Source organism: Magnetospirillum sp. UT-4, assembly GCF_902729435.1.
Classification (GTDB): Bacteria; Pseudomonadota; Alphaproteobacteria; order Rhodospirillales; family Magnetospirillaceae; genus Magnetospirillum.
In genome coordinates, this window is sequence record NZ_CACVCG010000112.1 from 43,445 (window position 1) to 65,932 (window position 22,488).

Here is a 22,488-nt window from a genome sequence, read left to right on the forward strand (position 1 = left end):
ATGGCCTATCTCATCCAGGGCGAAACCGGCGATTGGGAGATCGTCATCGGCCTCGAGGTGCACGCCCAGGTCATCTCCAACGCCAAGCTGTTTTCGGGCGCCGCCACCACCTTCGGGGCCGAGCCCAACGACCAGGTCAGCTTCGTCGATGCCGGCTTTCCCGGCATGCTGCCGGTGATCAACGAGACCTGCGTCGAGCAGGCGGTGCGGACCGGATTGGGCCTGAAGGCGGCCATCAACCTGAAGAGCGTGTTCGCCCGCAAGAACTACTTCTACGCCGACCTGCCCCAGGGCTACCAGATCAGCCAGTACGAGCTGCCGGTGGTCGGCGAGGGCGAACTGCTGATCGATCTGGCCGACGGGTCCTCCCGCGCCATCGGCATCGAGCGGCTGCACCTGGAGCAGGACGCCGGCAAGTCCATCCACGACATGCACGCCACCAAGTCGTTCATTGACCTCAACCGCTCGGGCGTGGCGCTGATGGAGATCGTCTCCAAGCCCGACATGCGCAGCCCGGAAGAGGCCGGGGCGTATCTGACCAAGCTGCGCTCGATCCTGCGCTATCTCGGCACCTGCGACGGCAACATGCAGGAAGGTTCCATGCGCTGCGACGCCAACGTCTCGGTGCGGCCCAAGGGCTCGACCGAGCTTCGGACCCGCTGCGAGATCAAGAACGTCAACTCCATCCGCTTCGTCCAGCAGGCCATCGAGTACGAGGCCCGGCGCCACATCGAGGTCTACGAATCGGGCGGCACCATCAACCAGGAAACCCGGCTGTTCGATTCGGGGCGCGGCGAGACCCGCTCCATGCGCTCGAAGGAACACGCCCACGATTACCGCTATTTCCCCGATCCCGACCTGCTGCCGCTGGTGGTCAGCCAGGATTTCGTGGACGCCATCAAGGCCACCCTGCCGGAGCTGCCCGACGACAAGAAGGCCCGCTTCATGGCCGAATACGGCCTGAACGCCTACGATGCCGGGGTGATGGTGGCGGAGCGGGCCTCGGCCGACTTCTTCGAAGCGGTGGCCAAGGGCCGGGATGCCAAGAAGGCGGCCAACTGGGTGATGGGCGACTTCTTCGCCGCCATGAATTCGGGCGATTATTCGTGGGAGAAGCCGCCGGTCTCGGCGGCCAACCTGGGCAGGATGATCGACCTGATCGAGGACGGCACCCTCTCGGGCCGGCTGGCCAAGGACGTGTTCCAGTTCATGGTGGCGGAAGGCAAGGACCCGGCGGTGATCGTCGCGGAGAAGGGCCTGAAGCAGGTCACCGATACCGGCGCCATCGAGAAGGCCATCGACGAGGTCATCGCCGCCAATCCGGACAAGGTGGCCGAGGTCCAGGCCGGCAAGGACAAGCTGATCGGCTGGTTCGTCGGCCAGGTGATGAAGTCCACCCAGGGCAAGGCCAATCCCGGAATGCTGAACGAGCTGATCGTCAAGAAGCTGAAGGGGTAGAGCATTTTGCGCCCTGACGCGGTCAGGGCGCAAAATGCGACAAGCCCGCGCGGCGTTTGAGCGGCCCCCGGAGGGGGCGCCTCGGGCAAGGACTGGAGATGGTTACGCGTGAGCGGAAACAGCTTTGGCGGCGGCGCTCAGGCGCAGCGCGGCTCCATCTGGCGGCGCAGCACGTCCAGTGCCCGCTCGGCGCGCCAGGTGCGGTCGCTGTCGTCCCTGCGGAAGCGCATCAGGAAGGCGATGCGGGATTCCATCTCGGCCAGCATGTCGCGCGGCCGGTCGGGCTCGGCCGGCTCGCCGGTCAGGGCGCCGATGGTGCTGTCGTAATCGGGGCTGAGCTGGCTGGGGAAGCCGACCCACTGGTACTCCTCCCAGCGCAGCGACCCTTCGACATAGAGCTCGTGGGCGATCTCGGCGAAGCGGCGCGGGCTGACGTTGCGCAGGTCGAAGCGCGGCCGCGCCTCGGCACGGGGCGGCGGCAGCAGGATGATTGCGGGCGGCTCGGGCCGCGCCGGCCGCTCCACCGGCGGCTCGATGGGCTGCGGGCGGGAATTGGTCGGGCCGCGAAACAGCCTCATCGCCGCGCGCTCCGGGCCTTGCGGGTTTCGGGCACCTCGGCGATGGCGTCGCCCAGCAGGCCACGCAGTTCCGGCACCGCGCCAAGGGCGCGCAGCTGCTCGTAGGACAGGGTGCCTTCGTCGAACAGCTCCTCGACCAGGGCGGCCAGCTGCGGCATGGTGGGGTGGCCCGGGGCGCGCTGACGCAGGCCGGTTGCCGGCGGCTGCGGCCGGGCCGCGGGCGTGCCGTATTCGATGGCGGTGTCGGTCTGGCTCCAGGTCGGCGCGAAGTCGAAGGTCATCGGTAGTGCCTCCTCGTGTTCTGATCCCCGGCCACGTTACCCAGCGCAAGCGCCGTGCCAGCCGGCACCCGGCGGGATGCCTCGGACGGGCGGCGAGGGGGCGGCACGTCCTGCCGGGCCGGGCGGCAATTCCTGCCGGGCGGCCGGCAAATCCGGCCGGGTGGCGGCGCCCCGGAAGGCGAGGAGGACGCGAACCCCTGGTCGAGTCCGTGGCGCGATGTATAATGGCGGCGAATTCGTACCGGAGGACCCGATGGACCGGCGTGTGGTGTTGGTGGCGGCGGCGATGTTCGCCGCCAGTGCGGAAGCGGCCCCGCCCAGCCTGGCCGGGGCCGCCGATCTGGCGCCGCACCGCGCGGTCTATGCCATGGGGCTGGCGACGGTGAAGCCGGGCTCCAGCATCGTCGGCGCCTCGGGCTCCATGACCTACCAGTTCGACGACACCTGCGACGGCTGGGTGGTGGAGAACCGCATCGCCATCAACTACGCCTATTCCGAGGGCGGGCAGATGCAGTCGACCACCGATTTCATCACCTGGGAATCCAAGGACGGCCTGCACTACCGCTTCCGCATGCGCAAGACCCGCGACGGCCAGGTCACCGAGGACATCGAGGGCCGCGCCGACCTCAAGGGCAAGGGCCAGGGCGGCACCGCCCAGTTCGCCCGGCCCGAGCCGATGAAGTTCGCCCTGCCCAAGGGCACCGTGTTCCCCACCGAGCACACCGCCCGCCTGCTCGACACCGCCGGCGCCGGCGGCCATTCGCTATGGCGGGTGGTGTTCGACGGCTCGGACACCGAGGGCATGTACGAGGTCAACGCCCTGATCGGCCGCGAGAGCAAGGCCCAGCCGGCGCGCACGTCCTCGCAAATGGCGGGTTCGCCGCTGCTGGGCACCCCGGCCTGGCCGGTGCGGCTGGCCTTTTATCCGGTCAGCACCAAGGACCCGGCGCCGGAATTCGAGATGGCGCTGGACTACCACGGCAACGGCGTCGCCCGCGAGATCGTCCAGACCTTCAAGAGCTTCAGCCTGAAGGGGCAACTGCAAAGCATCGAGGCCCTGCCCCGGCGCGGGTGCTGAGCCCTTTTCCGCTCGTTTCAGTCGTGCTGTAATGCCCGGCGCGCGAACGCGGCGGATGTTGACATTTATGGCAACAATAACGACATTGACCGAAGGCGGCCGGCTGGTGGCCATCAATGTCGAATTGCCCGCCGGCATCCTGCCCCACCGGCTGCTGTACGGCACGGCACGATTCCGCCAATTCCTGGAGGTGGACCTGCATGCCATCCGACGCTACTGGGACCCGGAACTCGAGCCTGCGCAGCAGGTCCTGGCTTTGCTGGAGGCCTACATCGGTGGATATCCGCTGCTGTTCCAGCGGCAGTATTGGCCGTTGAAGCCGCATGAGGACGGGATTTGGGAACTGAAGACCCCCGACGTGCGGATATTCGGGTGGTTTCGGCAAAAGGACTTGTTCATAGCGGTCAACGGCATGGACGCCACCGAGGTCAAGGCCGGACACTATTACGGGCCGTTCGTCCGCGAGGCGGTCTGGCACCGGCAGAGCCTGGATTTGGATGGCGGAATTTTTGTCGAAGGAGATGATCCCGATGACGTCGTTTCTGTTCCGGCTTGATCCGCGCAAGACCAAGGCGGCCCAGTTCGTCGCCAAGGTCCGACGCGAACTTCAGCAAGCCCTGGCCGAGGAAGAGAAGCACGGGCTCACCAAGTCCCGCATCGCCGAGAAGCTGGGCATCCACCGCTCGGCCATCACCCGGCGCCTGCAGGGCACCGAGAACCTGACCCTTCACAGCCTGTCCGACCTCGCCTGGGCCATGAACCGCGACATCGTCTTCCGCCTGGAGCGACCCATGCCGAAGGGCAACGAACCGGCATGGACGGCGGTGGTGGATGGCAGCCGCACCGACACCCAGCCGGTGATCCGGAGCGTCCTGCTGATGGGTGAAGGCTGATGGAGTTCGTAGCATTCTGCCAGTTCTTCGAGGACATCCGGCACGAGGTGGGAGACACCTACTCCCTCATCGGACTGCGCGGAGATGCGCTCGTGGTCGAAAGGTTCCCTGCGGTCCTGCCGAAACTTGCGATCCAGGTCGTTCTTAAGGTTCCGGAGGCGGCGATCGCTGCGGCCGTCTTCGTCAGTATTTCCATTCCAGGTGGACCGCCCAATATGGCCGTCGGCAGCATCGAAATGGGTCAGATTGAGGCGTTCCTGGCTAGCGTCAGGGAGGATCCAGGGACCGAATTCGCGCGGTTCACCCTGATGGGGATGTTCCGTGACTTCGTCATCCCCGAACCCGGCCGGATTGTCGTTTCGGTCGATGCCGGCGCTGGCCCCCAGCGCGCCGGTTCGCTATTAATCAAGGCAGCCTGAGAAATCACCCCTCCGCTTCCTTACGGCATCGCGCCTGGGATGCGCCCACCGCGAAAAGGAAGTCCCATGACCGACGCCGCCGACGCCCTGGCCGAGATCGCCCGCCTGGAAGGGGTGATCGCCGAGTTCCGCGCCCGCATCGCCGCCGAGCCCGATTCCGCGTTTCCCGCCTTCGCCGATGCGCTGATGGGGCTGGCGGCGCTGCTGGCCGACGGCGGCCAGCATGACCGGGCCTTGGCTGCCGCCGAGGAAGGGGTCGAGCATTTCCGCGTGCTGTACGAGGTCGATGCCGGGGTGTTCGGCATCCACCTGGCCTCGGCGCTGAACAACTGCTCCAACCGCCTCAGCGACCTGGGCCGCGACGACGAGGCCCGGCGCCTGGGCGACGAGGCGTTCATGCTGGGGCGCGGCGCCCTGGAGGGCCAGCCCGACCAGGCCCGCTTCGTGCTGGTCTCGGTGCTGATGAACCAGGCGGGGCGCTCGTGGCGGGCCGGGCAGGGGCTGCGCGCCCTCGAGGAGCTGGGCACCGCCGTCGAGCTGTTCCGCGAGGGCGGCGAGGCGGTGATGGGCTATCTCGGGGTGATGGTCGACGCCCTGCACCGCAACGCCATGGCCCTGTCCGAGGCCGGCCGCTGGGAAGAGGCCATCGCCGTGCGCCGCATGTGCGCCGACATCTTCCCGCCCGATGCCATTCCCTACGCGGTGCTGCACCTGCTGGCCCTGACCCTGCAGCAGGGCGCCTTCGCCAAGAGCCGCGACGGCTTCCCCGGCGAGGCGCTGCCGCTGGTCGAGGAGGCGGCCGAACTGGCCCGTGCCCTGGCCGAGGTCAATCCCGACCAGTACCGCCTGTTCCTTGCCCAGAGCCTGGCCAACCTGGCCAGCCGCCAGCACGAGGCCCGTGCCGACGAGGAGGCGCTGGACGCCGCCCTCGAGGCGGTCACCGCCTTCCAGGAACTGACCAAGACCGACCCCGGCGCCGCCCTGGTGCCGCTGATCGGCACCCTGGAAACCTTCGCCTCGATCCTCACCGCGCTCGGCCAGCACGAACAGGCCGCCACCATCGTCGCCCAGCGCGCCCAGCTGCTGGAGGTGGTGCAGCAGGTCCAGGCCGGGCAGGGCCAGGGCTGAACCGTCTCAGATCCCCAGCGTGCGGTGGCGGAAGTCCTCGTCCGCCAGCTGCGCCGAGGTGCCGGTCCACGCCACCCGGCCCTTTTCCAGCACCACGTGGCGGTGGGCGAGGGCGAGCAGGGCGTCGAGGGTCTTGTCGATGACCAGGATGGCCAGCTTGGACTCGGCCAGCCGGCGGATGGCCGCCCAGATCTGCTCGCGCACCAGCGGCGCCAGCCCTTCGGTGGCCTCGTCCAGGATCAGCAGCGACGGGTTGGTCATCAGGGCGCGGCCGATGGCCACCATCTGCTGTTCGCCGCCCGACAGGTTGGCGGCCATGCGCCGGCGCAGCGCCGCCAGCGGCGGGAACAGGGCGTAGACCGCGTCCAGGGTCCAGGATGCGCCGCGGCGGGCGATGGCGGTGGCGACCAGGTTTTCCTCGACCGTCAGGTTGGGGAAGACGCGGCGGCCCTCGGGCACCAGCCCGATGCCGGCGCGGGCGATGAGGTGGGCCGGCCGGCCCGAGATCACCGTCCCCTGGAAGCGGATCTCGCCGCGCCTGGGCACCAGCAGGCCGGCGATGCTCTCCACCGTGGTCGACTTGCCCATGCCGTTGCGGCCCAGCAGCGCCACCACCTCGCCCTCGCCGACGCCGAACGAGACGCCGAACAGGGCCTGGGCGTCGCCGTGGAAGGTCTCGACCTCGGACAGCTCCAGCATCACGCCGCCTCGCCCAGATAGGCGCGGCGGACCTCGGCATCGGCGCGGATGTCGTCCGGCCGGCCCGAGGCGATGACGGCGCCGTAGACCAGCACCGAGATGCGGTCGGCCAGTTGGAACACCGCGTCCATGTCGTGCTCGACCAGCAGGATGGTGCGCTCGCCCTTCAGGCTCTCCAGCAGCGCGACCATGCGCCTGCCGTCCTCGGGACCCATGCCGGCCATGGGCTCGTCCAGCAGCAGCATGGCGGGGTCGCCGGCCAGCGCCATGGCCAGTTCCAGCTGGCGGCGCTCGCCGTGCGACAGGGTGGCGGCCGGGTCGTGGCGGCGCTCGGCCAGCCCGACCCGCTCCAGCGCCGCCAGGGCGGGCTCCACCAGCGCCGGATCGCGCGATGCCGGGCGCCAGAAGCGGAAGGAATGGCCGGCATGGGCCTGCACCGCCAGCACCACGTTGGCCAGCACGCCGAAGCTGTGGAAGATGCTGGTGACCTGGAACGAGCGGGCCAGTCCCAGCCGCGCCCGGCGGTGGACGTGCAGGCGGGTGACGTCGTGGCCGTTGAAGCGGATGGTGCCGGCGCCCGGCGCCATCTCGCCCGAAAGCAGGCCGATCAGGGTGCTCTTGCCGGCGCCGTTGGGGCCGATCACCGCGTGCAGGTGGCCGCGTTCCACCGCCAGCGTCACGTGATCGACGGCGACCACGCCGCCATAGCGCTTGACCAGGCCGGCGGTCGCCAGCAGCGGCTCAGCCATGGCGCCCTCCGCCGCCCAGCCAGCCCCACAGGCCGCGCCGCGCCGACAGCGCCAGCAACAGCAGCAGCGCCCCCAGGAGCAGCTGCCAGTGCTGGGTCAGGCCGGCCAGCGCCTCCTCGAGGATCAGCAGCGCCGCCGCTCCCAGCACCGCGCCGACCAGGCTGCCCATGCCGCCCAGCACCACCATCACCAGCAGCTCGCCCGAGCGCTGCCAGCCCATGTAGGCGGGGCCGGCGAACTCGCTGGCATTGGCCAGCAGCGCCCCGGCCAGGCCGCACACCGCCCCCGACAGGGTGAAGGCGGCCAGCTTGTAGCGGTAGGTGGGGAAGCCCAGCGCGCGCATCCGCCGCTCGTTGTCGCGCACCCCCTTCAGCACCATGCCGAAGCGGCTGTCGGCCAGCCGCAGGAAGGCGGCCAGGACCGCCGCCAGCAAGCCCAGGCACAGGTAGTAGAAGGTGAAGGGGTCGGACAGGTTCAGGCCGCCCAGGCTGCTGCGCGAATACAGGGTGATGCCGTCGTCGCCGCCATAGGTCTTCAGCCCGCCGGCCAGGTAGAACAGCATCTGGGCGAAGGCCAGGGTGATCATGATGAAGTGGATGCCGGTGGTGCGAAGGCTCACCGCGCCGATGCCCAGCGCCGCCAGCCCGGCCGCCAGCATGGCCAGCGGCCACACCACCAGGGCGTTCTCGCTGCCGGCCAGGCCGAAGGGCAGGGGGACGCCCTCGAAGACGTGCCACGAGCCGATGCCGACCACATAGGCGCCGATCCCCAGGAAGGCGGCGTGGCCGAAACTGACCATGCCGCCCAGCCCCATCACCAGATCCAGGCTGAGCGCCGCCATGGCCATGATCAGCACGCGGGCGGCGAAGCCGACGTAATAACCCTGGCCCAGCGCCGCCAGCACCGGCGGCAGCGCCAGGGCCGCCAACAGCAGGACGGCCAGGGCCAGACGGCGGCGGAGCTCAGGTGCGGGCGCCATAGAGCCCCTTCGGCCGCCAGGCCAGCACCAGCACCATCAGCAGGTAGACGCTGGTGGAGGACAGCGAGGCGGCGACGCTGTCGGCCTGCGACGCCGCCATGGCCGAGCGCAGCGCCACCGGCAGCGCGGTGCGCGCCAAGGTGTCCACCAGGCCGACCAGGATGGCGCCGACCAGGGCGCCCTTGATCGAGCCGATGCCGCCGATCACCACCACCACGAAGGCCAGGATCAGGATGCTCTCGCCCATGCCCACCTGCACCGACAGCACGGTGCCGGCCATGCCGCCGGCCAGGGCGGCCAGACCCGCCCCCAGCCCGAAGACGATGGTGAACAGCCGGTCGATGTCCACCCCCAGGGCGCCGGCCATGGCGCGGTCGCTGGCCCCGGCGCGCAGCCGCATGCCCAGCCGGGTGCGCCGGATCATCACCGCCAGCAGCACCGCCACCGCCAGTCCGGCGGCCAGGATGGCGAGGCGGAACAGCGGATAGGGAATGCCGGGCAGCACCTCGACGGTGCCGGCCAGGGCGGCGGGCGGCGACAGGAAGATGGGCTGGGATCCCCACACCATGCGCACCAGCTCGTTGAAGATCATGATCAGCCCGAAGGTGGCCAGCACCTGGTCCAGGTGCTGGCGCTGGTACAGGCGGCGGATGGCGATCCATTCCACCGCCATGCCGATCAGGGCCACCGCCGGGATGGCCAGGGCCAGGCCGATCAGGTAGCTGTCGAACCTGGACCCCAGCGACGCCGTCAGGAAGGCGCCCATCATGTAGAACGAGCCGTGCGACAGGTGGATCACGTCCATGACGCCGAACACCAGGGTCAGCCCGGCCGCCATCAGGAACAAGGTCACCCCGAACTGAAGCCCGTTCAGCCCCTGCTCGATCACCAACTGAAGAATCACATGCGGCACTCACCCGCATAGGCGTCGCCGCGCTCCTGGAAGATCGGGGCGATCTTCTTGTTCAGGTAGCGGCCCTTGGCGTCCTTGACCACCTCGCGCAGGAAGAAGTCCTGGATCGGGAAGTGGTTGGTGTTGAACCGGAAGCCGCCGCGCACGGACTTGAAATCGGCGGCCATCAGCGCCTTGCCCAGGGCGGCCTTGTCGTCGAGCTTGCCGCCGACCTTGCGGATGGCGGAATCCATCAGCATGGCGGCGTCATAGGCCTGGCTGGCATAGACGCTGGGCAGGCGGCCGTAGGCGGCCTCGAAATCGGCGACGAACTTCTTGTTCTGCGCATTGTCGAGGTCGGGGCTCCACTGGGCGGTATTGAGGGTGCCGAGCGCGGCGTCGCCCATGGCCGCCAGGGTGTCCTCGGAGAAGGTGAAGCCGGGGCCGAACAGCGGGATCTTGCCCTTCAGGCCGGCCTGCTCCCACTGCTTGACGAAGTTCACCCCCATGCCGCCGGGATAGAACACGTAGACCGCATCCGGGTTGGCGGCGCGCAGGCTCGCCAGCTCGGCGGCGTAGTCCAGCTGGTTGACGGTGGTGTAGACCTCGCCGGCGACGGTGCCGCCGTAGAAGCGCTTGAAGCCGTTCAGCCCGTCCTTGCCGGCCGGGTAGTTGGGCGCCATCAGGTAGACGTTCTTGAACCCCTTGGCCTGCACGTAATGGCCCATGGCCTCATGCTGGTTGTCGTTCTGGTAGGCGGCCGAGAAGAAGTAGGGCGAGCACTGCTTGCCGGCCAGCTGCGACGGGCTGGCATTGGCCGAGATGTAATGGATCTGTGCCCGCTCGAAGCCGGGCATCACCGCCAGCATCAGGTTCGAGAAGATGATGCCGGTGGCGAAATCCACCTTCTCCTTCTCGATCAGGCGGGTGGCGGCATCCTTGGCGACGTCGGGCTTCTGCTGGTCGTCGACCTCGATCACCGTGGCCTTGAGGCCGCCCAGCTTGCCGCCCAGGGTCTTCACCGCCAGGTTGAAGGCGTCGCGCACGTCGACTCCCAGGCTGGAGCCGGGCCCCGACAGGGTGGTGAGCATGCCGACCTTGACCTCTCCCGGTTCCGCCCAGGCGGGCGAAGCCGCGGCCAGAAGACCTGCCAGAACCAGTGACGAAGCAGCCACGCGCATCATACCATCTCCCCCCTCGGGCCATGACGAAGGCGGTATGAAATCAGCCCCGGAGCGGCGCGTCAAAATGAATCGACCCGGAGCGCGGCGCGCGGTTTGACCTTCCGGTTGCACGCGAGAGGGTATACTTTAGTAATGACGCAAGTGTGGCGTCCGGAAAGTTCGATGGAGGAGCGGCCCATGGCTCTGCAAACCTTCCGCGGCCGGTTCGTCCGGCTTTGTGCCGTCGTTCTGGCCCTCGCCGCGGCGGCGCCGGCCATGGCCGCCGAGATGGCGGTGGGGTCCGGCGGCAAGACCTACGTGGTCGCCTTCGCCCAGGACCACATGGCCAACGACTGGCGCGCCGCCCAGGTGCGCGACATCCAGCGCGAACTGGGCCGCTACCGCGACGTCCGCTTCGTCTTCACCGATGCCGGCGGCAGGACCGCGCAGCAGATCGCCGACATCGAGACGCTGGCGGGCCAGGGGATCGACCTGCTGATCACCAGCCCGCGCGACTCGGTGGCCATGGCCCCGGTCATCGCCGACGTGCACCGGCGCGGCATCCCGGTGGTGCTGCTGTCGCGCCAGGTCGAGGGCGACGGCTACACCGCCTTCATCGGCGCCAGCAACCGCGACATCGGGCGCAAGGCGGCGGCGCACCTGGCCAAGCGGCTGAACGGCAAGGGCCGGGTCCTGATCCTGCAGCACATCCCCACCACCACCCCGGGCCGCGACCGCACCGAGGCGTTCATCGAGGAACTGGCGAAGCATCCCGGGCTGACGGTGGCGGCCATCAAGCGGGCCGATTCGCTGCGCGCCCTGGCGATCCAGAAGGTCGAGGAGGCGCTGGCCGAGAAGCTGGCCTTCGACGCCATCTACGCCCAGAGCGACAGCATGGCCGCCGGCGCCCGCATCGCGCTGCGCGCCGCCGGCATCGCGCCCGGCAGCATCCCCACCATCGGCATCGACTACATCGCCGAGGCGCGCGAGGCGATCCGGGCCGGCGAGCAGGACGCCAGCTTCACCTATCCCACCTTCGGCAAGGAAGGGGCCGAGGTGGCGGTGCGGCTGCTGCGCGGCGAACGGGTGCGGAAGGAGATCACGGTCGATTCGGTGGCGGTGACCCGTGACAACGTCGAACAGGTGGAGCCCATCTTCTGAGCCCGCAAGAGCCTGCGGTGACCGCTCGCCCGCCCCAGATCCGCGATCCCATCGGCCGCCGGCTGCGCCTGCGGCTGCTGGCCATGTGGGTGGGCTCGATCCTGGGCGTGCTGCTGCTGGTCGGCGTGGTGCTGGCCATGCTGATCCGCGACGTCCGCGAGCGCGAGACCCGTCATTCCGTCACCGACGCGGTGACCATGCTGCGCCAGGAGCTGATCCACATCGCCGCCGGCCTGCTGCGCCAGGCCGACCTGCTGGCGGCCGACGCGCAGGTGGTCACCACCATCGCCATGATCCACCGCTACCAGGACCTGTCGGCCTACGAGCCCCTGGTCTTCGACGGCGAAAAGCAGGATCTGGCGCGCACCCTGGCGACCCGGCTGCGCACCGCCGGGCTGCATTTCGCCGCCATCCATGACGGCGACGGCCGCGCCGCCGCCTGGGCCGGGCTGGGGGCCGACGGTACTCCGGTTCCGGGGTACCACACGGTTCTGGACGGCACCGAGGCGATGCTGTCCCTGGACGACGGCGGCTGGATTCCGGTGCCGCCGCCGCCGCATCTGCACCGCGGCGACTGGCTCAGACAGGTCACCGAGGGCGACGTCACCTACCGCATGGTCGCCGGGCTGGTGACGCTGGACATCGTGGTGCCGGTGATCCGCACCCTGCCCGGGGGGCAGGTGGCGAATGTGGGCTACGTCCACCTGGCCCGGGCCGTCGATGGCGCCGCCATGGACACGGTGGCGCACCGGGCCGGCACTGGCGTCGCGCTCCTGGCGTCCGGGCGCCAGGTGGGGACGCTGCCGCCGCTGGAGGTTCCCCAGGGTCTCGACCTGCCCGACATGACCGGCCCGTCGATCTGCCCCTGCGCCTGGTTCAAGGCCGCCGGGCTGGAGGTCGGGGCGACCTCGTTCGAGCTCGACGACGCCAGCCGCGTGGTCTTCCTCGCCGGCCTGTCCGTCGCCGCGGTCGATCCCATCCTCGAATACTACAGCCAGGCCGCCATCGTCGCCGTGCTGGCGGTGTTCCTGCTGGTGCTGCCGGCCGGCCTGCTGGTGCTCGACCGCCTGCTGGTGCGCCCGCTGACGCGCCTGCTGGACGGCGTCGAGGCGCTGCGCCACGGCCGCACCGAGACCTTGGCCGGCGAGTTCCGCGACGACGAGTTCGGCACCCTGGCGCGCGGCTTCGACGCCATGGCCGCCAGCATCGCCGAGCGCGAGGATTCGCTGAAGGCCACCATCGACAAGCTGGCCGAGGCCAATGCCGAGCTGGAACGCTATGCCGTCATCGCCGCCCACGATCTGCAGGAGCCGCTGCGGCTGGTGGCCAGCTACAGCCAGCTGCTGAAGCGCCGCTACCATGGCCGCCTCGACGCCGAGGCCGACGAGATCATCGGCTTCGCCGTCGAAGGGGCCGAGCGCATGCAGGGGCTGATCCGCGATCTGCTCGACTATGCCCGGGTCGATACCATTCCCGCCATGAACGAGGCGGTCGACTGCGCCGCTCTGGTGACCGGAGTGCTGGCCCTGCTGGACGAGGTGGTGCGCGACAGCGGCGCCCGCATCACCGTCGAGCCGCTTCCAACCGTTCGCGGCAATGCCCGCCAACTGGGCCAGGTATTCCAGAACCTGGTCTCCAACGCCCTCAAGTTCCGCGACGGCGTGCCCGAGATTCGCATATGGGCCGAGCGCCGGGGCGAGTCCTGGGACTTCGCCGTCGCCGACAACGGCATCGGCATCCCGCCGGACTACCTGCCGCAGCTGTTCACCCTGTTCCGCCGCCTGCATACCCGCCGGGAATATCCCGGCAACGGTCTCGGTCTGGCCATCGCCAAGCGGGTGGTGGAGCGCCACGGCGGGCGCATCGAAGCGGAATCGGTGGAAGGCCAGGGCACCACCATCCGCTTCACCCTGCCGGCGTGACCGGCTCCAGGGGCAGCGTGAAGGTGAAGGTGGAGCCCTGCCCCGGCACGCTGTCGACGCGGATGGTGCCGCCGTAATGCTCGACCACGCGGCGGCAGATGGCCAGGCCGATGCCGGTGCCTTCGACCTCGCGCCCGTGCAGGCGCTGGAAGATGTCGAAGATGCGGGCGTGGTAGGCCGGATCGATGCCGATGCCGTTGTCGGCGACGGAGAAGGTGGCGAAGCGCTCCGCGACGTCGCAGCGCACGTGAATCCGCAGCGGCCGATCCGGTGCGCGATACTTGACCGCGTTGCCGAGCAGGTTGGTGAACAGCTGGTCGAGGTCGCCGGCATGGACCCTGAGCGCGGGGAAGGTCCCGGGCCGCTCGATCACCACCGTCCGTTCATCCAGGTTGAGCAGGCCGACCACCTGTTCCAGCACGTGCCCCGACGCCGCCGCCGCTTCCGGTGGATGCGGGCGGCCGATGCTGGAATAGTCCAGGAGGTCCAGGATCATGCGGTCCATGCGCATCGCCCCGCTGCGGACGAACTCGAACTGCTGGGCGGTTTCCTCGTCCAGCCGTCCCGCCAGCTTGCGCTCCAGGATGCCGACGAAGCAGGCGATGGTCCGCATGGGCTCGCGCAGGTCGTGCGAGGAGATGTGGGCGAACTGCTCGAGGTCGGCGTTGGAACGCTCCAGCTCCAGCGTCTTGATCCGCAACTCGTCGCGCTGGGCGCGGACGTTGTCGCGTTCCTGGCGCAGGGCGGCGTCGCGGGCGGCGATCTCGCGCGCCGAGAGTTCCAGCCGCTCGCCCAGTTCGGCCAACTCGGCGCAGGGCATGGGCGGCAGCGCCGGCGGGGCGCCTCCGGTCTCGCCCATGAACTGGGCCGCCCGCGACAGGGATCGCGCCCCGGCCGCCAGGCGGGCGCCCAGCCACACCGCCAGGGCCAGGCCGGGCACCAGCAGCAGCAGCGCGATGACCGCCAGCAACAGGGCGTCCCTGCGGATGTCGCGCTCGAAATTATCGGCCTGCAGGCCGGCGGTGACCACCCAGCCCCAGCGCGCCGAGCGGCGGTAGGCGATCACCGCCTCGCCGCCGCGCCCCTTGATCCGCGTCCGTCCCTGGTCGTTCTGCCCGATGGCGTCCCTGATCGACTGCAGCGCGAACCCGCCGACCAGCTCGGGCATGTGCGGCCGGCGGACGGCGATGCGGCCGTCGCGGTCGAAGATGGCGGTCACCCAGGCCTCGGGCGTGTGGTCGATGAGCCGCGCCAGCTGGGTCACCGACGCCCCCAGGGTGAGCAGCAGCCGCTCGCCGCCGATCTCCACCGGCTTCACCATCAGGAAGACGAACTGCCCCGAGACCGCCCCCTTGACCACCGGCGAAATCGAGATTTCCGGCCGCGCGGCATAGGCCTCGAGGCCCGGCACCAGCGACTGGGGAAGCTGCGCCCCGAAGGGACGGCGGGTGTTGAGCAGCATTTCGGCGGTGGTCGGTCGCAGCAGGGCGACGAACTCGATGGGGGTGCCCTCGATGGCGGTGCCGGCGAAGCGGTGGAAGGCCGCCAGATCGCCGCCCTCCAGCGCCGGATGGCGCGACAGCAGTTCCAGGGTCGAGGCCATGACGTCCAACTGGGCGTCGAGGGCGTCGAGCAGGAACTGAGCCCGGTGCTCGGCCCGGACCCACGCGGATTCCTCGCTCTGCCGGATGTCGTGGACCAACAGGTAGGCGGCCGCCAGCACCCCAGGCAGGAACGCCGCCAGGACGATCAGGGCAAGATAGCGGCGGATCGGCGGGAAACGCATGGGACGGGTCACGGTTCGGGGGGCTCGGCAAGTGTATACCTCCGTCGCCCGATGTCCATGGCCGTTCGGCGCATCCGGCCCGGCGCCGCACGCATGGGGATGGCGTTACCATCCCGTTAACCGGCGACCGCCAAGGGTGGCCCGGCTGTGGCAAATGGGAGTGATCGGCATGGGGCGATATGGGCGGATGGCGCTGGGGGCGGGATTGCTGGTGCTGGCCGGCTGGGCGCTGGTGCCGGGGCTGATCCATCCCATCGACACCGACGCGGTGGTCAACGCCGAGATCATCACCCTGCGCGCACCGGCCGAGGGCCAGTTGCTGGCCGATGGCAATCCCGAGGTGGGCGAGCGGGTGGCGCAGGGCCGGGTGCTGGCGCGCATCAAGGCGGTGCGCCCCGAGACCGCCCGTCGCGACGGCCTCGCGCTGGAGCTGGCGGCGGCCCGCCGGCTGGCCCAGGCGCTGCGCGAGGAGGAAGCCGAACTGGCCCGCCTGGACGCCGAACTGGCGGCCCGGGGAACCGCCTATCGCGTCGCCGCCCGCGACGGGCTGCGCCTCGGCCGTGCCGAGGCCGGGGCGCGGCTGGCGGCGGCGCTGGCGGCGGGCGAGCGGGCGACGGGCGAGCAGGGCCGCAAGCAGGCGCTGGCGGACAAGGGTCTGGTCGCCCCGGCGGCGGTCGAAGCGGCGCAGGCGGCGGCGCGCGAGGCCGCGGCGGCGGTGGCGGAGGCGCGGGCCGAGTTGGCGCGTCTCGACGGCGAGATGCGGTCGGTGCAAAGCGGCGTCATCGTCGTCGGCGGCGGCGACGATTCCCCGTATGCCGATCAGCGGCGCGACGAAGTCCGGATCAAGCGCGCCGCCCGCCGCGTCGATACCGCCCAGGCCGAGGTGCGGATGGCCGGGCTGGAACGCCAGCTCGCCGCCGAGCAGGCCCAGGCCGAACGGCTCGCCCTGGCCGAGCTGGCGGCCCCGGTGGCCGGGGTGGTGTGGAGCCGCTTCGCCGCCGAGGGCGAGACGGTGCGGCCCGGCGATCCGGTGGTGGGCGTGGTGGATTGCCGCCGCCTGTTCCTCACAGCGGTGCTGCCGCGCCGGCATTTCGCCCAGCTGCAGGCGGGCGACCGGGCCAAGGCCAGGCTGTCGGGCATCGATCATCCGGTTGCCGCGGTGGTGCAGTCGGTGCGGGCCGGCGGCGGCGCCCAGGCGGTCGGTGCGGTGGCGGTCACCCCGGCGGCGGCCGAGGGGCGCGAGGTGGTGGTGACCCTGGCGGTGGCGGACGACAGCCTGGCCGGGCGGCCGGACAATCTGTGCCGGGTCGGGCAGCAGGCGGCGGTGACCTTCCAGTTGCCGGCGCTGATGCCGCTGGTCGATGCCCTCGCCGGCACCGCCATGGGACTGGTCGGCCGTGCTTCCTGAACTCGCGCCCACCCTGGCGCTGCTCGGGCTGGCGCTGCTGGTGCTTCCCCATGCCCGCCGCGACGGCGGCGCGGTGCGGGTGGCGGCGCTGGCGGTGGCGGTGGCGGCGACGGCGCGCTACCTGGTCTGGCGGCTGGGCACCACGCTGCCCGACCTGTCCCTCGACCCGGCGGCGCTGTGGATGTGGCTGCTGGCGGTGGTCGAGGCGCTGGCGACGCTCAACGCCATGGCCACCTGCGTCTTCCTGATGCGCCGCTCGTCGCGCCGGGCCGAGGCCGATGCCGGCGAGCGGCGGCTGGCATCGCGGGCGGTGCTGCCGCCGGTGGACGTGGTCATCGCCAGCTACAACGAGCCCTTCGAGGTGCTGGAACGCTCGATCCTGGGGGCGCTGGCGCTGGACTGGCCGCAGGTGCGGGTGTGGGTGCTGGACGACGGAAACCGCCCGTGGCTGGCCGAATACTGCACCGCCAGGGGCGTGCGCCGGGCGACGCGCGACGGCAACGCCCACGGCAAGGCCGGCAACCTCAACGCCTGGCTGGCGGCCAGCGGGGCCACGGAGGCGCCGTTCATCCTGGTGCTCGACGCCGATTTCGTGGCGCAGCCGCGCCTGCTGCGGCGGGTGATGGGGTTCTTCGACGAAGCCGGCGTGGCGCTGGTGCAGACGCCGCAAAGCTTCTTCAACCCCGACCCGATCCAGCTCAACCTGCTGGCCGGCGGCGCCCTGGCCGACGAGCAGCGCTTCTTCTACCACGACTTCCAGCCCAGCCTGGACGCCTGGGGGGCGGCGTTCTGCTGCGGCACCTCGTTCGTGGTGCGGCGCGACGCCCTGGTGGCGGCGGGCGGCATCCCCACCTGCACCGTCACCGAGGACATGATGACCACCTACGCCCTGGCGGCGCGAGGCGGCCGCACGGTCTATCTTGACGAGCCGCTGTCGGCCGGGCTGGCCCCCGAGGGCCTGGGCGCCTTCGTCACCCAGCGGGCGCGCTGGTGCCTGGGCACCGTCCAGGCGCTGCGCTCGCCGCTGTCGCCGCTGCGCGCCCGGGCCGGCTGGGCGCACCGTCTGTGCTTCCTCAACGCCCAGCTGTTCTGGCTGGCCGGGGTGCCGCTGATGCTGCTGGCGGTGCTGGCCCCGGCGGTGTTCTGGTGGACCGGGGTGCCGGCCTTCCTGGCCGAGCCGGGCGCCTTCATCGCCCATTTCGGGCCGCGCTTCGCCGTCGAGGCGGTGGTGCTGGGCTGGCTCAGCCGGGGCAAGGTGGTGCCGGTGTTCTCGGGCCTGGCGCCGCTGGTGGTGGCGCCGGCGGCGGTGGCGGCGGCGGCCAGGGGGCTGCTGCGGCCGCGCGGCCAGCGCTTCGCGGTGACGCCCAAGGGCGGCGGCCGGCGGCCGCGTGTGGTGCACGGGCGGCTGCTGGCCTGGCTGGGCGGCTGCGTCGCCGCCATCGCCCTGGGCATGGCCGCCACCCGGCTGCCCGACCTCGCGCCGCTGGCGGCCGGGCGGGCCAACGCGGTCAACCTGGGCTGGAGCGCCTATGCCCTGGTGCTGCTGTGCCTGGCCATGCTGGTCTGCGTCGAGATCCCCCGCCGCCGGCGCGAGGAGCGCATGCCGGTGGCCGAGGCGGTGGGGCTGGACGGAATCCCCGGCCGGCTGGTCGACCTGTCGCCCGGCGGCGCCTGCGTCGATGTGCGCTGGCGCGGCGGCGACACGGCGACGCTGGCGCTGGCCGGGGTGGGCGAGGTGCCGGCGCGGGTGGTGCGCCGCAGCGACGACCGCGTCATGCTGGCCTTCGGCGACCTGGGCGAGGCCCGCGACGCGCTGATCCGCAAGCTCTACACCGGCCCGGCGGCGCTGCCCCCGGCCCGGCTGGCGCCGCTTCGGGCCCTGACCGGGGCGGCGCGGCGGTGGCTGCTGTCGGAGGTGTGATACGGAATCCGAATCATTCGGGCCTCACCCTTCGAGACGCCGCCTGCGGCGGCTCCTCAGGATGAGGCTACTGATCCGAATGGGAATTCCGCAGCCTGCTACAGCCCGAAGATGGCCGGCCACCAGGCCGCCGCCACCGCCAGGGTGCCGGCCAGGCCGGGGAGCAGGGCGAGCAGGCGCCGCGCCGGGGCCACCGCCTGGCGGCCGAGGATGCGCCAGCCCAGCCACAGGCTCCACGCCACCCCGAGGGCGAAGAGGGCGCCCTTGGCGGCGCCGGCATGGGCGCCCAGCGGCTGGAACAGCATGCCGCCCAGGCCGACCACCAGCGACACCATGGCGACCGGGGCGTACTGATACCCCAGCTCGACGAAGCGGGTGCGCAAGCCGGGGCCGGCGATGAAGGCGGCGGCGGCGGTCAGGGACGCCAGCACGGCGGTCAGGGCCGCCATCACCGTCCCCATGACGCCGACGATGAGGGTGAAGTCGAGCCACAGGAAGACCTCGCGCCGCTCGGGATGCACGCTCATCAGCCACCACGGGCCGGCCCGGCCCAGCCAGGCCCAGTCGTGCTCGATGGCGAACAGGCCGAGGGCCTGGCGCAGGTCCTGGTAGTGCGGCAGCACCAGCCACAGGAAGCCGCCCAGGGCGATGCCGGTGCCCAGGAACAGGAACCACACCTCCACCGGGTTGGGATGGTGGGCGCGGATGTCCTCGATCTCGGTGCCGGGGCGGCGCAGGCGCAGCTCGACCGAACCCCTGGCCTCGGGATTGACGCAGCGGAAGCACTGGATGCAGTGGCGGCTTTCCTGCTTCCTCGGCAGGTCGATCATGGTCGGGCAGATTCCCTTCTCGGTCCAGGAATCGCCGCCGGCGCGCGCCAGCTTGGGGGCGAACTGCACCGCGCCGATGCGCGAGAACACCCCCAGCAACAGGCCGATGGGGCAGGCGTGGCGGCACCACGCCCGCTTGCGCCGGCCATAGAGGAACCCGAGCACGACCGCCGCCAGCATGGTGCCGCCGAACACCTCCAGCGCCGCCTCGGGGTGGTCGCGCACGCCGACCGTCTGGCCCAGGACGGTGACCACCAGGAAGCTGACGACGGGAGTGCCCTCCCAGCGCAGCCAGCCGGGAATGGGCCGCCGCGGCCCCCATCTGTTGGCCCATTCGGCCGCCGCCCCCATGGGGCACAGCAGGCCGCACCACGACCGCCCGGTGAAGATCACCGACAGGAACACCAGCGGGAACCACAGCCCCCACAGGGCGTAAGTGGCGAAGCTGGTCCAATGGCTCAGCGGGGTGGCGTCGCCGGGCGGGTCGGGCAGGAAGACCGGCAGCGCGATGACCGCCAGGAACACCACCGCCATGGCGGCCTGCAGCCAGACCAGCCGATGGCGATGGCGGACGAAGAAGGCCTCGAGCCTCAGGACCGCGACGCGGCGGCCTTGCGGCGGCGCAGCGCCAGCCACGCCAGCGCGGCAGCCATCGGCAGCAGCAGCACCATCTGTGCGGCCACGCTCTCCAGCGTGGGAAACAACCCCAGCCATTCGACCCTCGGCATCCAGTCAAGAGGTGTGATGGAAACCAGGCGGCCCTCCTGCAGCTCCAGCATGCCCTTGCCGGCGAAGCTGACGGCGAGGAAGAACAGCAGCGCCGCGGTGCCCGGGAAGACCAGCCCCAGCGGCAGGCGGAACGACAGCACGCGCATGGCGGAATAAAGCACCGCCATGGCCGATGCCCCGCTGAAGGCCAGCGCCCAGGCGACGCCGTACCACACCACCCGGACCTTGTCGGCCTGGCCGGCGCGCACCATCCTAATACCCGCCCTTCTTGCCGGCGCTGCCGACATAGGCGAAGTCCCATTCGACGGTGAAGGGAGCCCACCACTTGCCGACGCCGGTCTCCTTGTCGGTGTGGCGCAGGAAGCCGTGGGCGGCCGGCGCGATGCGGTAGGCGACGTGGTACTTGCCGGCGCCGTCCATCTTGACGTTGTCGCCGTAATGCGGCCCGTCCGAGGCCACCATGGGCACCAGCCTGCCTTCCTTCTTCCACGACGTCCCCGGCTTGGTCAGCACGTAGGTGACGTCGAGGTAGGGGATCCACTCGCCTTCGCCGAAGCCGTTGTTGTTGCCCTTGATGCCCTTGATGTCGGCCTCGATGTGGATGTCGGCGTGGTCATGGTGGGCCATGTGCGGCTCCATGGTCACCGCCTGCAGGTAGACGCCGGCGATTTCCATGCCGTTCTTTTCCACCGGCTCGCCGATGGGCAGCTCGGCGGCCAGGGCCGGAATCGCGATCAGGGCCGGAATCGCGATCAGGGCCGGAATCGCGATCAGGGCCGGAATCGCGATCAGGGCGGCCATGGCCGCGGCGGACAGGATGCTCTTCATTCGTGGTCCCCTTCGGTGAGGATGCGAACGAGAGGCGTTCGCATGTTGTATTTCCGGTCGTGCCTTGCGGAACGTCGTTCCAGGAAAGCGATACCAGCCCCAAACCGAATATGCAAATGCAAATCGTTATCATATTGGTATTGGACCCATGCAGGCCGGCGCCCATCTCCGGGTTGATCCCCGGCGACGCTCGTGTAGGCTGGAAGCGGGATGTGACAGGCTGTGGAGGGGTGGCTTTGGCGTCGGAGATGTTGGTCCCGATCCCGGCCGATGACGAGAACCGGCTGGCGGCGCTGCGGCGCTACGCCATCCTCGACACGCCGCCCGAGGCGGTGTTCGACGGCATCGTCGCGCTGCTGCGCGACCTGCTCGATACCCCCATCGTCACCGTTTCGCTGGTCGACCGCGAGCGCCAGTGGTTCAAGGCCCGCCTGGGCACCGAAACCACCGAGACGCCGCGCTCCATCGCCTTCTGTGCCCATGCCATCATGGGCGAGGAGGTGATGGAGATCGAGGACGCCGCCGCCGATCCCCGCTTCGCGTGCAGCCCGCTGGTGGTGGACGGCCCAAGGGTGCGCTATTACGTCGGCGCGCCGCTGCTCACGCCCGACGGCTATGCGCTGGGCACGCTGTGCGCCTACGACCTCAAGCCACGCCGCCTGAGCGAGGCGCAGCGGCGCCATCTCGTCCTGCTCGCCGCCACCGTGATGAACGAGCTGGAGCTGCGGCGCACCGCCCACGAGCTCGCCGCCGCGCTGGCCGAGGCCGAGCGGGTCAACGTTCTGCGCTCGCAATTGCTGGCGGCGGTCAGCCATGACCTGCGCTCGCCCCTGCATGCCGTGCTGGGATACTCGGAACTGCTGCTGCAGCCGGCCGGCGATGCCGACCAGCGCCGGCAATGGGCCGAGGCCATCGACGCGGTCGGCCGCCAGATGTTGTGGCAGGTGGACGACCTGCTCGACATGGCGGCGGTGGAGGCCGGGCACTTCAGCGTCGAACTGGGTCCGGTGCCGCTGGCGGCGTCGGTCGAGGCGGCGTCGCGTCTGGTTGTTCAGCGCGTCGAACAGGCCGGCATCACCTTCGAAACGCGCCTTGCCGAGGGCTTGGCGCCGGTCCTGGCCGATGGGCGCCGGCTCACCCAGGTGCTGGCCAACCTGCTCGACAACGCGGTGAAGTTCACGCCGGCCGGCGGGCGGGTGACGGTTTCGGCTTCCCGCGACGGCGCGGTGGTGGTGGTCGAGGTGGCCGATACCGGAATCGGCATCGCGCCCGCCGACCTGCCGCGCGTGCTGGAGCCCTACGGCCAGGCGCGCCCGGGCGTGGCGCAGCGGGGAACCGGCCTCGGCCTGCCCCTGGCCAAGGCCATGACCGAGGCCCAGGGCGGCACCTTCTCCATCGTCAGCACGCCGGGCGAGGGCACCCGGGTGCGGTTGGCCCTGCCCACCGATTCACAATCCGTTTTGGCGCCTCTCTAGGAATATTCTTGTTATTCTTCAAGGGTATATTCGGACTTTTGTAGGCTTGAATCATTGAAAGGAAGCCCCCGTCAGGCGTCGTCTCGACACGGCGCGAGCGGAGTTCCGAGC

Annotated in this window: 22 protein-coding genes; 11 read left to right on the forward strand and 11 right to left on the reverse strand. The window is 70.5% G+C overall.

Annotated elements, in window-relative coordinates; genetic code table 11:
• Entirely contained in the window at positions 1 to 1,458 is a 1,458-nt protein-coding gene (gene gatB / locus MTBUT4_RS14675; RefSeq protein ID WP_173980442.1) for an Asp-tRNA(Asn)/Glu-tRNA(Gln) amidotransferase subunit GatB, read from the forward strand.
• Positions 1,459 to 1,595: 137 nt separating this feature from the next.
• On the opposite strand, the gene MTBUT4_RS14680 is transcribed toward gatB, so the two are convergent.
• Positions 1,596 to 2,036, reverse strand: coding sequence for a hypothetical protein (locus MTBUT4_RS14680; RefSeq protein WP_173980443.1), 441 nt, complete (start codon positions 2,034 to 2,036; stop codon positions 1,596 to 1,598).
• Positions 2,033 to 2,317: a hypothetical protein gene (locus tag MTBUT4_RS14685; protein WP_173980444.1), complete on the reverse strand. Its 285-nt coding sequence runs from the start codon at positions 2,315 to 2,317 to the stop codon at positions 2,033 to 2,035. Before MTBUT4_RS14685 ends, MTBUT4_RS14680 begins: the two co-directional genes overlap by 4 nt.
• Before the next feature lie 253 nt (positions 2,318 to 2,570).
• Between MTBUT4_RS14685 and MTBUT4_RS14690 the strand changes: the two genes are divergently transcribed.
• The 5 genes from MTBUT4_RS14690 (at position 2,571) to MTBUT4_RS14710 (ending at position 5,835) form a co-directional block, all read left to right on the forward strand.
• Complete coding sequence (locus MTBUT4_RS14690; protein WP_254434875.1) at positions 2,571 to 3,395, forward strand: cell envelope integrity EipB family protein; 825 nt, start codon at positions 2,571 to 2,573, stop codon at positions 3,393 to 3,395.
• Between the two features lie 85 nt (positions 3,396 to 3,480).
• Positions 3,481 to 3,951 carry a hypothetical protein gene (locus MTBUT4_RS14695; RefSeq protein WP_173980445.1) on the forward strand — a complete coding sequence of 157 codons (471 nt, stop codon included), beginning with the start codon at positions 3,481 to 3,483 and terminating at the stop codon, positions 3,949 to 3,951.
• Complete coding sequence (locus MTBUT4_RS14700) at positions 3,926 to 4,288, forward strand: helix-turn-helix domain-containing protein (protein WP_173980446.1); 363 nt, start codon at positions 3,926 to 3,928, stop codon at positions 4,286 to 4,288. Before MTBUT4_RS14695 ends, MTBUT4_RS14700 begins: the two co-directional genes overlap by 26 nt.
• A complete protein-coding gene (locus MTBUT4_RS14705) occupies positions 4,288 to 4,707 on the forward strand; it encodes a hypothetical protein (protein WP_173980447.1) in 420 nt (139 codons plus the stop codon). The genes MTBUT4_RS14700 and MTBUT4_RS14705 overlap by 1 nt, the downstream gene beginning before the upstream one ends.
• Before the next feature lie 66 nt (positions 4,708 to 4,773).
• Positions 4,774 to 5,835 carry a tetratricopeptide repeat protein gene (locus tag MTBUT4_RS14710; RefSeq protein WP_173980448.1) on the forward strand — a complete coding sequence of 354 codons (1,062 nt, stop codon included), beginning with the start codon at positions 4,774 to 4,776 and terminating at the stop codon, positions 5,833 to 5,835.
• Positions 5,836 to 5,841: 6 nt separating this feature from the next.
• Here the strand turns inward: MTBUT4_RS14710 and MTBUT4_RS14715 are convergent, their stop codons facing one another.
• From MTBUT4_RS14715 to MTBUT4_RS14735, 5 genes are read right to left on the reverse strand one after another with little or no spacing between them, the layout of a single operon-like run.
• A complete protein-coding gene (locus MTBUT4_RS14715) occupies positions 5,842 to 6,534 on the reverse strand; it encodes an ABC transporter ATP-binding protein (protein WP_173980449.1) in 693 nt (230 codons plus the stop codon).
• Positions 6,534 to 7,283 (reverse strand): ABC transporter ATP-binding protein, encoded by a 750-nt coding sequence (locus MTBUT4_RS14720; protein WP_173980450.1) that lies wholly within the window; start codon positions 7,281 to 7,283, stop codon positions 6,534 to 6,536. The genes MTBUT4_RS14715 and MTBUT4_RS14720 overlap by 1 nt, the downstream gene beginning before the upstream one ends.
• Positions 7,276 to 8,262, reverse strand: coding sequence for a branched-chain amino acid ABC transporter permease (locus tag MTBUT4_RS14725; protein ID WP_173980451.1), 987 nt, complete (start codon positions 8,260 to 8,262; stop codon positions 7,276 to 7,278). Before MTBUT4_RS14725 ends, MTBUT4_RS14720 begins: the two co-directional genes overlap by 8 nt.
• Positions 8,246 to 9,166, reverse strand: coding sequence for a branched-chain amino acid ABC transporter permease (locus tag MTBUT4_RS14730; protein WP_173980452.1), 921 nt, complete (start codon positions 9,164 to 9,166; stop codon positions 8,246 to 8,248). The genes MTBUT4_RS14725 and MTBUT4_RS14730 overlap by 17 nt, the downstream gene beginning before the upstream one ends.
• Complete coding sequence (locus MTBUT4_RS14735) at positions 9,163 to 10,335, reverse strand: ABC transporter substrate-binding protein (RefSeq protein WP_173980453.1); 1,173 nt, start codon at positions 10,333 to 10,335, stop codon at positions 9,163 to 9,165. Before MTBUT4_RS14735 ends, MTBUT4_RS14730 begins: the two co-directional genes overlap by 4 nt.
• Positions 10,336 to 10,515: 180 nt before the next feature.
• Here MTBUT4_RS14735 and MTBUT4_RS14740 point away from each other — a divergent pair, with 180 nt between their 5' ends.
• Positions 10,516 to 11,478: a substrate-binding domain-containing protein gene (locus MTBUT4_RS14740; RefSeq protein ID WP_173980454.1), complete on the forward strand. Its 963-nt coding sequence runs from the start codon at positions 10,516 to 10,518 to the stop codon at positions 11,476 to 11,478.
• 17 nt (positions 11,479 to 11,495) lie between these two features.
• A complete protein-coding gene (locus MTBUT4_RS14745) occupies positions 11,496 to 13,400 on the forward strand; it encodes an ATP-binding protein (RefSeq protein WP_173980455.1) in 1,905 nt (634 codons plus the stop codon).
• Here the strand turns inward: MTBUT4_RS14745 and MTBUT4_RS14750 are convergent.
• Positions 13,384 to 15,186: an ATP-binding protein gene (locus MTBUT4_RS14750; RefSeq protein ID WP_173980456.1), complete on the reverse strand. Its 1,803-nt coding sequence runs from the start codon at positions 15,184 to 15,186 to the stop codon at positions 13,384 to 13,386. The two genes, MTBUT4_RS14745 and MTBUT4_RS14750, sit on opposite strands and share 17 nt — an antisense overlap.
• A gap of 154 nt (positions 15,187 to 15,340) precedes the next feature.
• Here MTBUT4_RS14750 and MTBUT4_RS19840 point away from each other — a divergent pair, with 154 nt between their 5' ends.
• On the forward strand, positions 15,341 to 16,594 hold the full coding sequence (locus MTBUT4_RS19840; protein ID WP_173980457.1) for an HlyD family efflux transporter periplasmic adaptor subunit: 1,254 nt from the start codon (positions 15,341 to 15,343) through the stop codon (positions 16,592 to 16,594).
• A complete protein-coding gene (locus MTBUT4_RS14760) occupies positions 16,584 to 18,515 on the forward strand; it encodes a glycosyltransferase (RefSeq protein WP_173980458.1) in 1,932 nt (643 codons plus the stop codon). The genes MTBUT4_RS19840 and MTBUT4_RS14760 overlap by 11 nt, the downstream gene beginning before the upstream one ends.
• 98 nt (positions 18,516 to 18,613) lie before the next feature.
• Here MTBUT4_RS14760 and MTBUT4_RS14765 read toward each other — a convergent pair whose 3' ends face one another.
• The 3 genes from MTBUT4_RS14765 to MTBUT4_RS14770 are packed head-to-tail and all read right to left on the reverse strand — an operon-like array spanning position 18,614 to position 20,902.
• A complete protein-coding gene (locus MTBUT4_RS14765; protein WP_254434876.1) occupies positions 18,614 to 19,981 on the reverse strand; it encodes a 4Fe-4S binding protein in 1,368 nt (455 codons plus the stop codon).
• Entirely contained in the window at positions 19,936 to 20,325 is a 390-nt protein-coding gene (locus tag MTBUT4_RS19605) for a hypothetical protein (RefSeq protein WP_254434877.1), read from the reverse strand. Before MTBUT4_RS19605 ends, MTBUT4_RS14765 begins: the two co-directional genes overlap by 46 nt.
• 1 nt (position 20,326) lies before the next feature.
• Entirely contained in the window at positions 20,327 to 20,902 is a 576-nt protein-coding gene (locus MTBUT4_RS14770) for an iron transporter (RefSeq protein WP_173980460.1), read from the reverse strand.
• Positions 20,903 to 21,150: 248 nt separating this feature from the next.
• Between MTBUT4_RS14770 and MTBUT4_RS14775 the strand changes: the two genes are divergently transcribed.
• Positions 21,151 to 22,377 carry a GAF domain-containing sensor histidine kinase gene (locus MTBUT4_RS14775; protein WP_173980461.1) on the forward strand — a complete coding sequence of 409 codons (1,227 nt, stop codon included), beginning with the start codon at positions 21,151 to 21,153 and terminating at the stop codon, positions 22,375 to 22,377.
• Positions 22,378 to 22,488 lie beyond the last annotated feature (111 nt).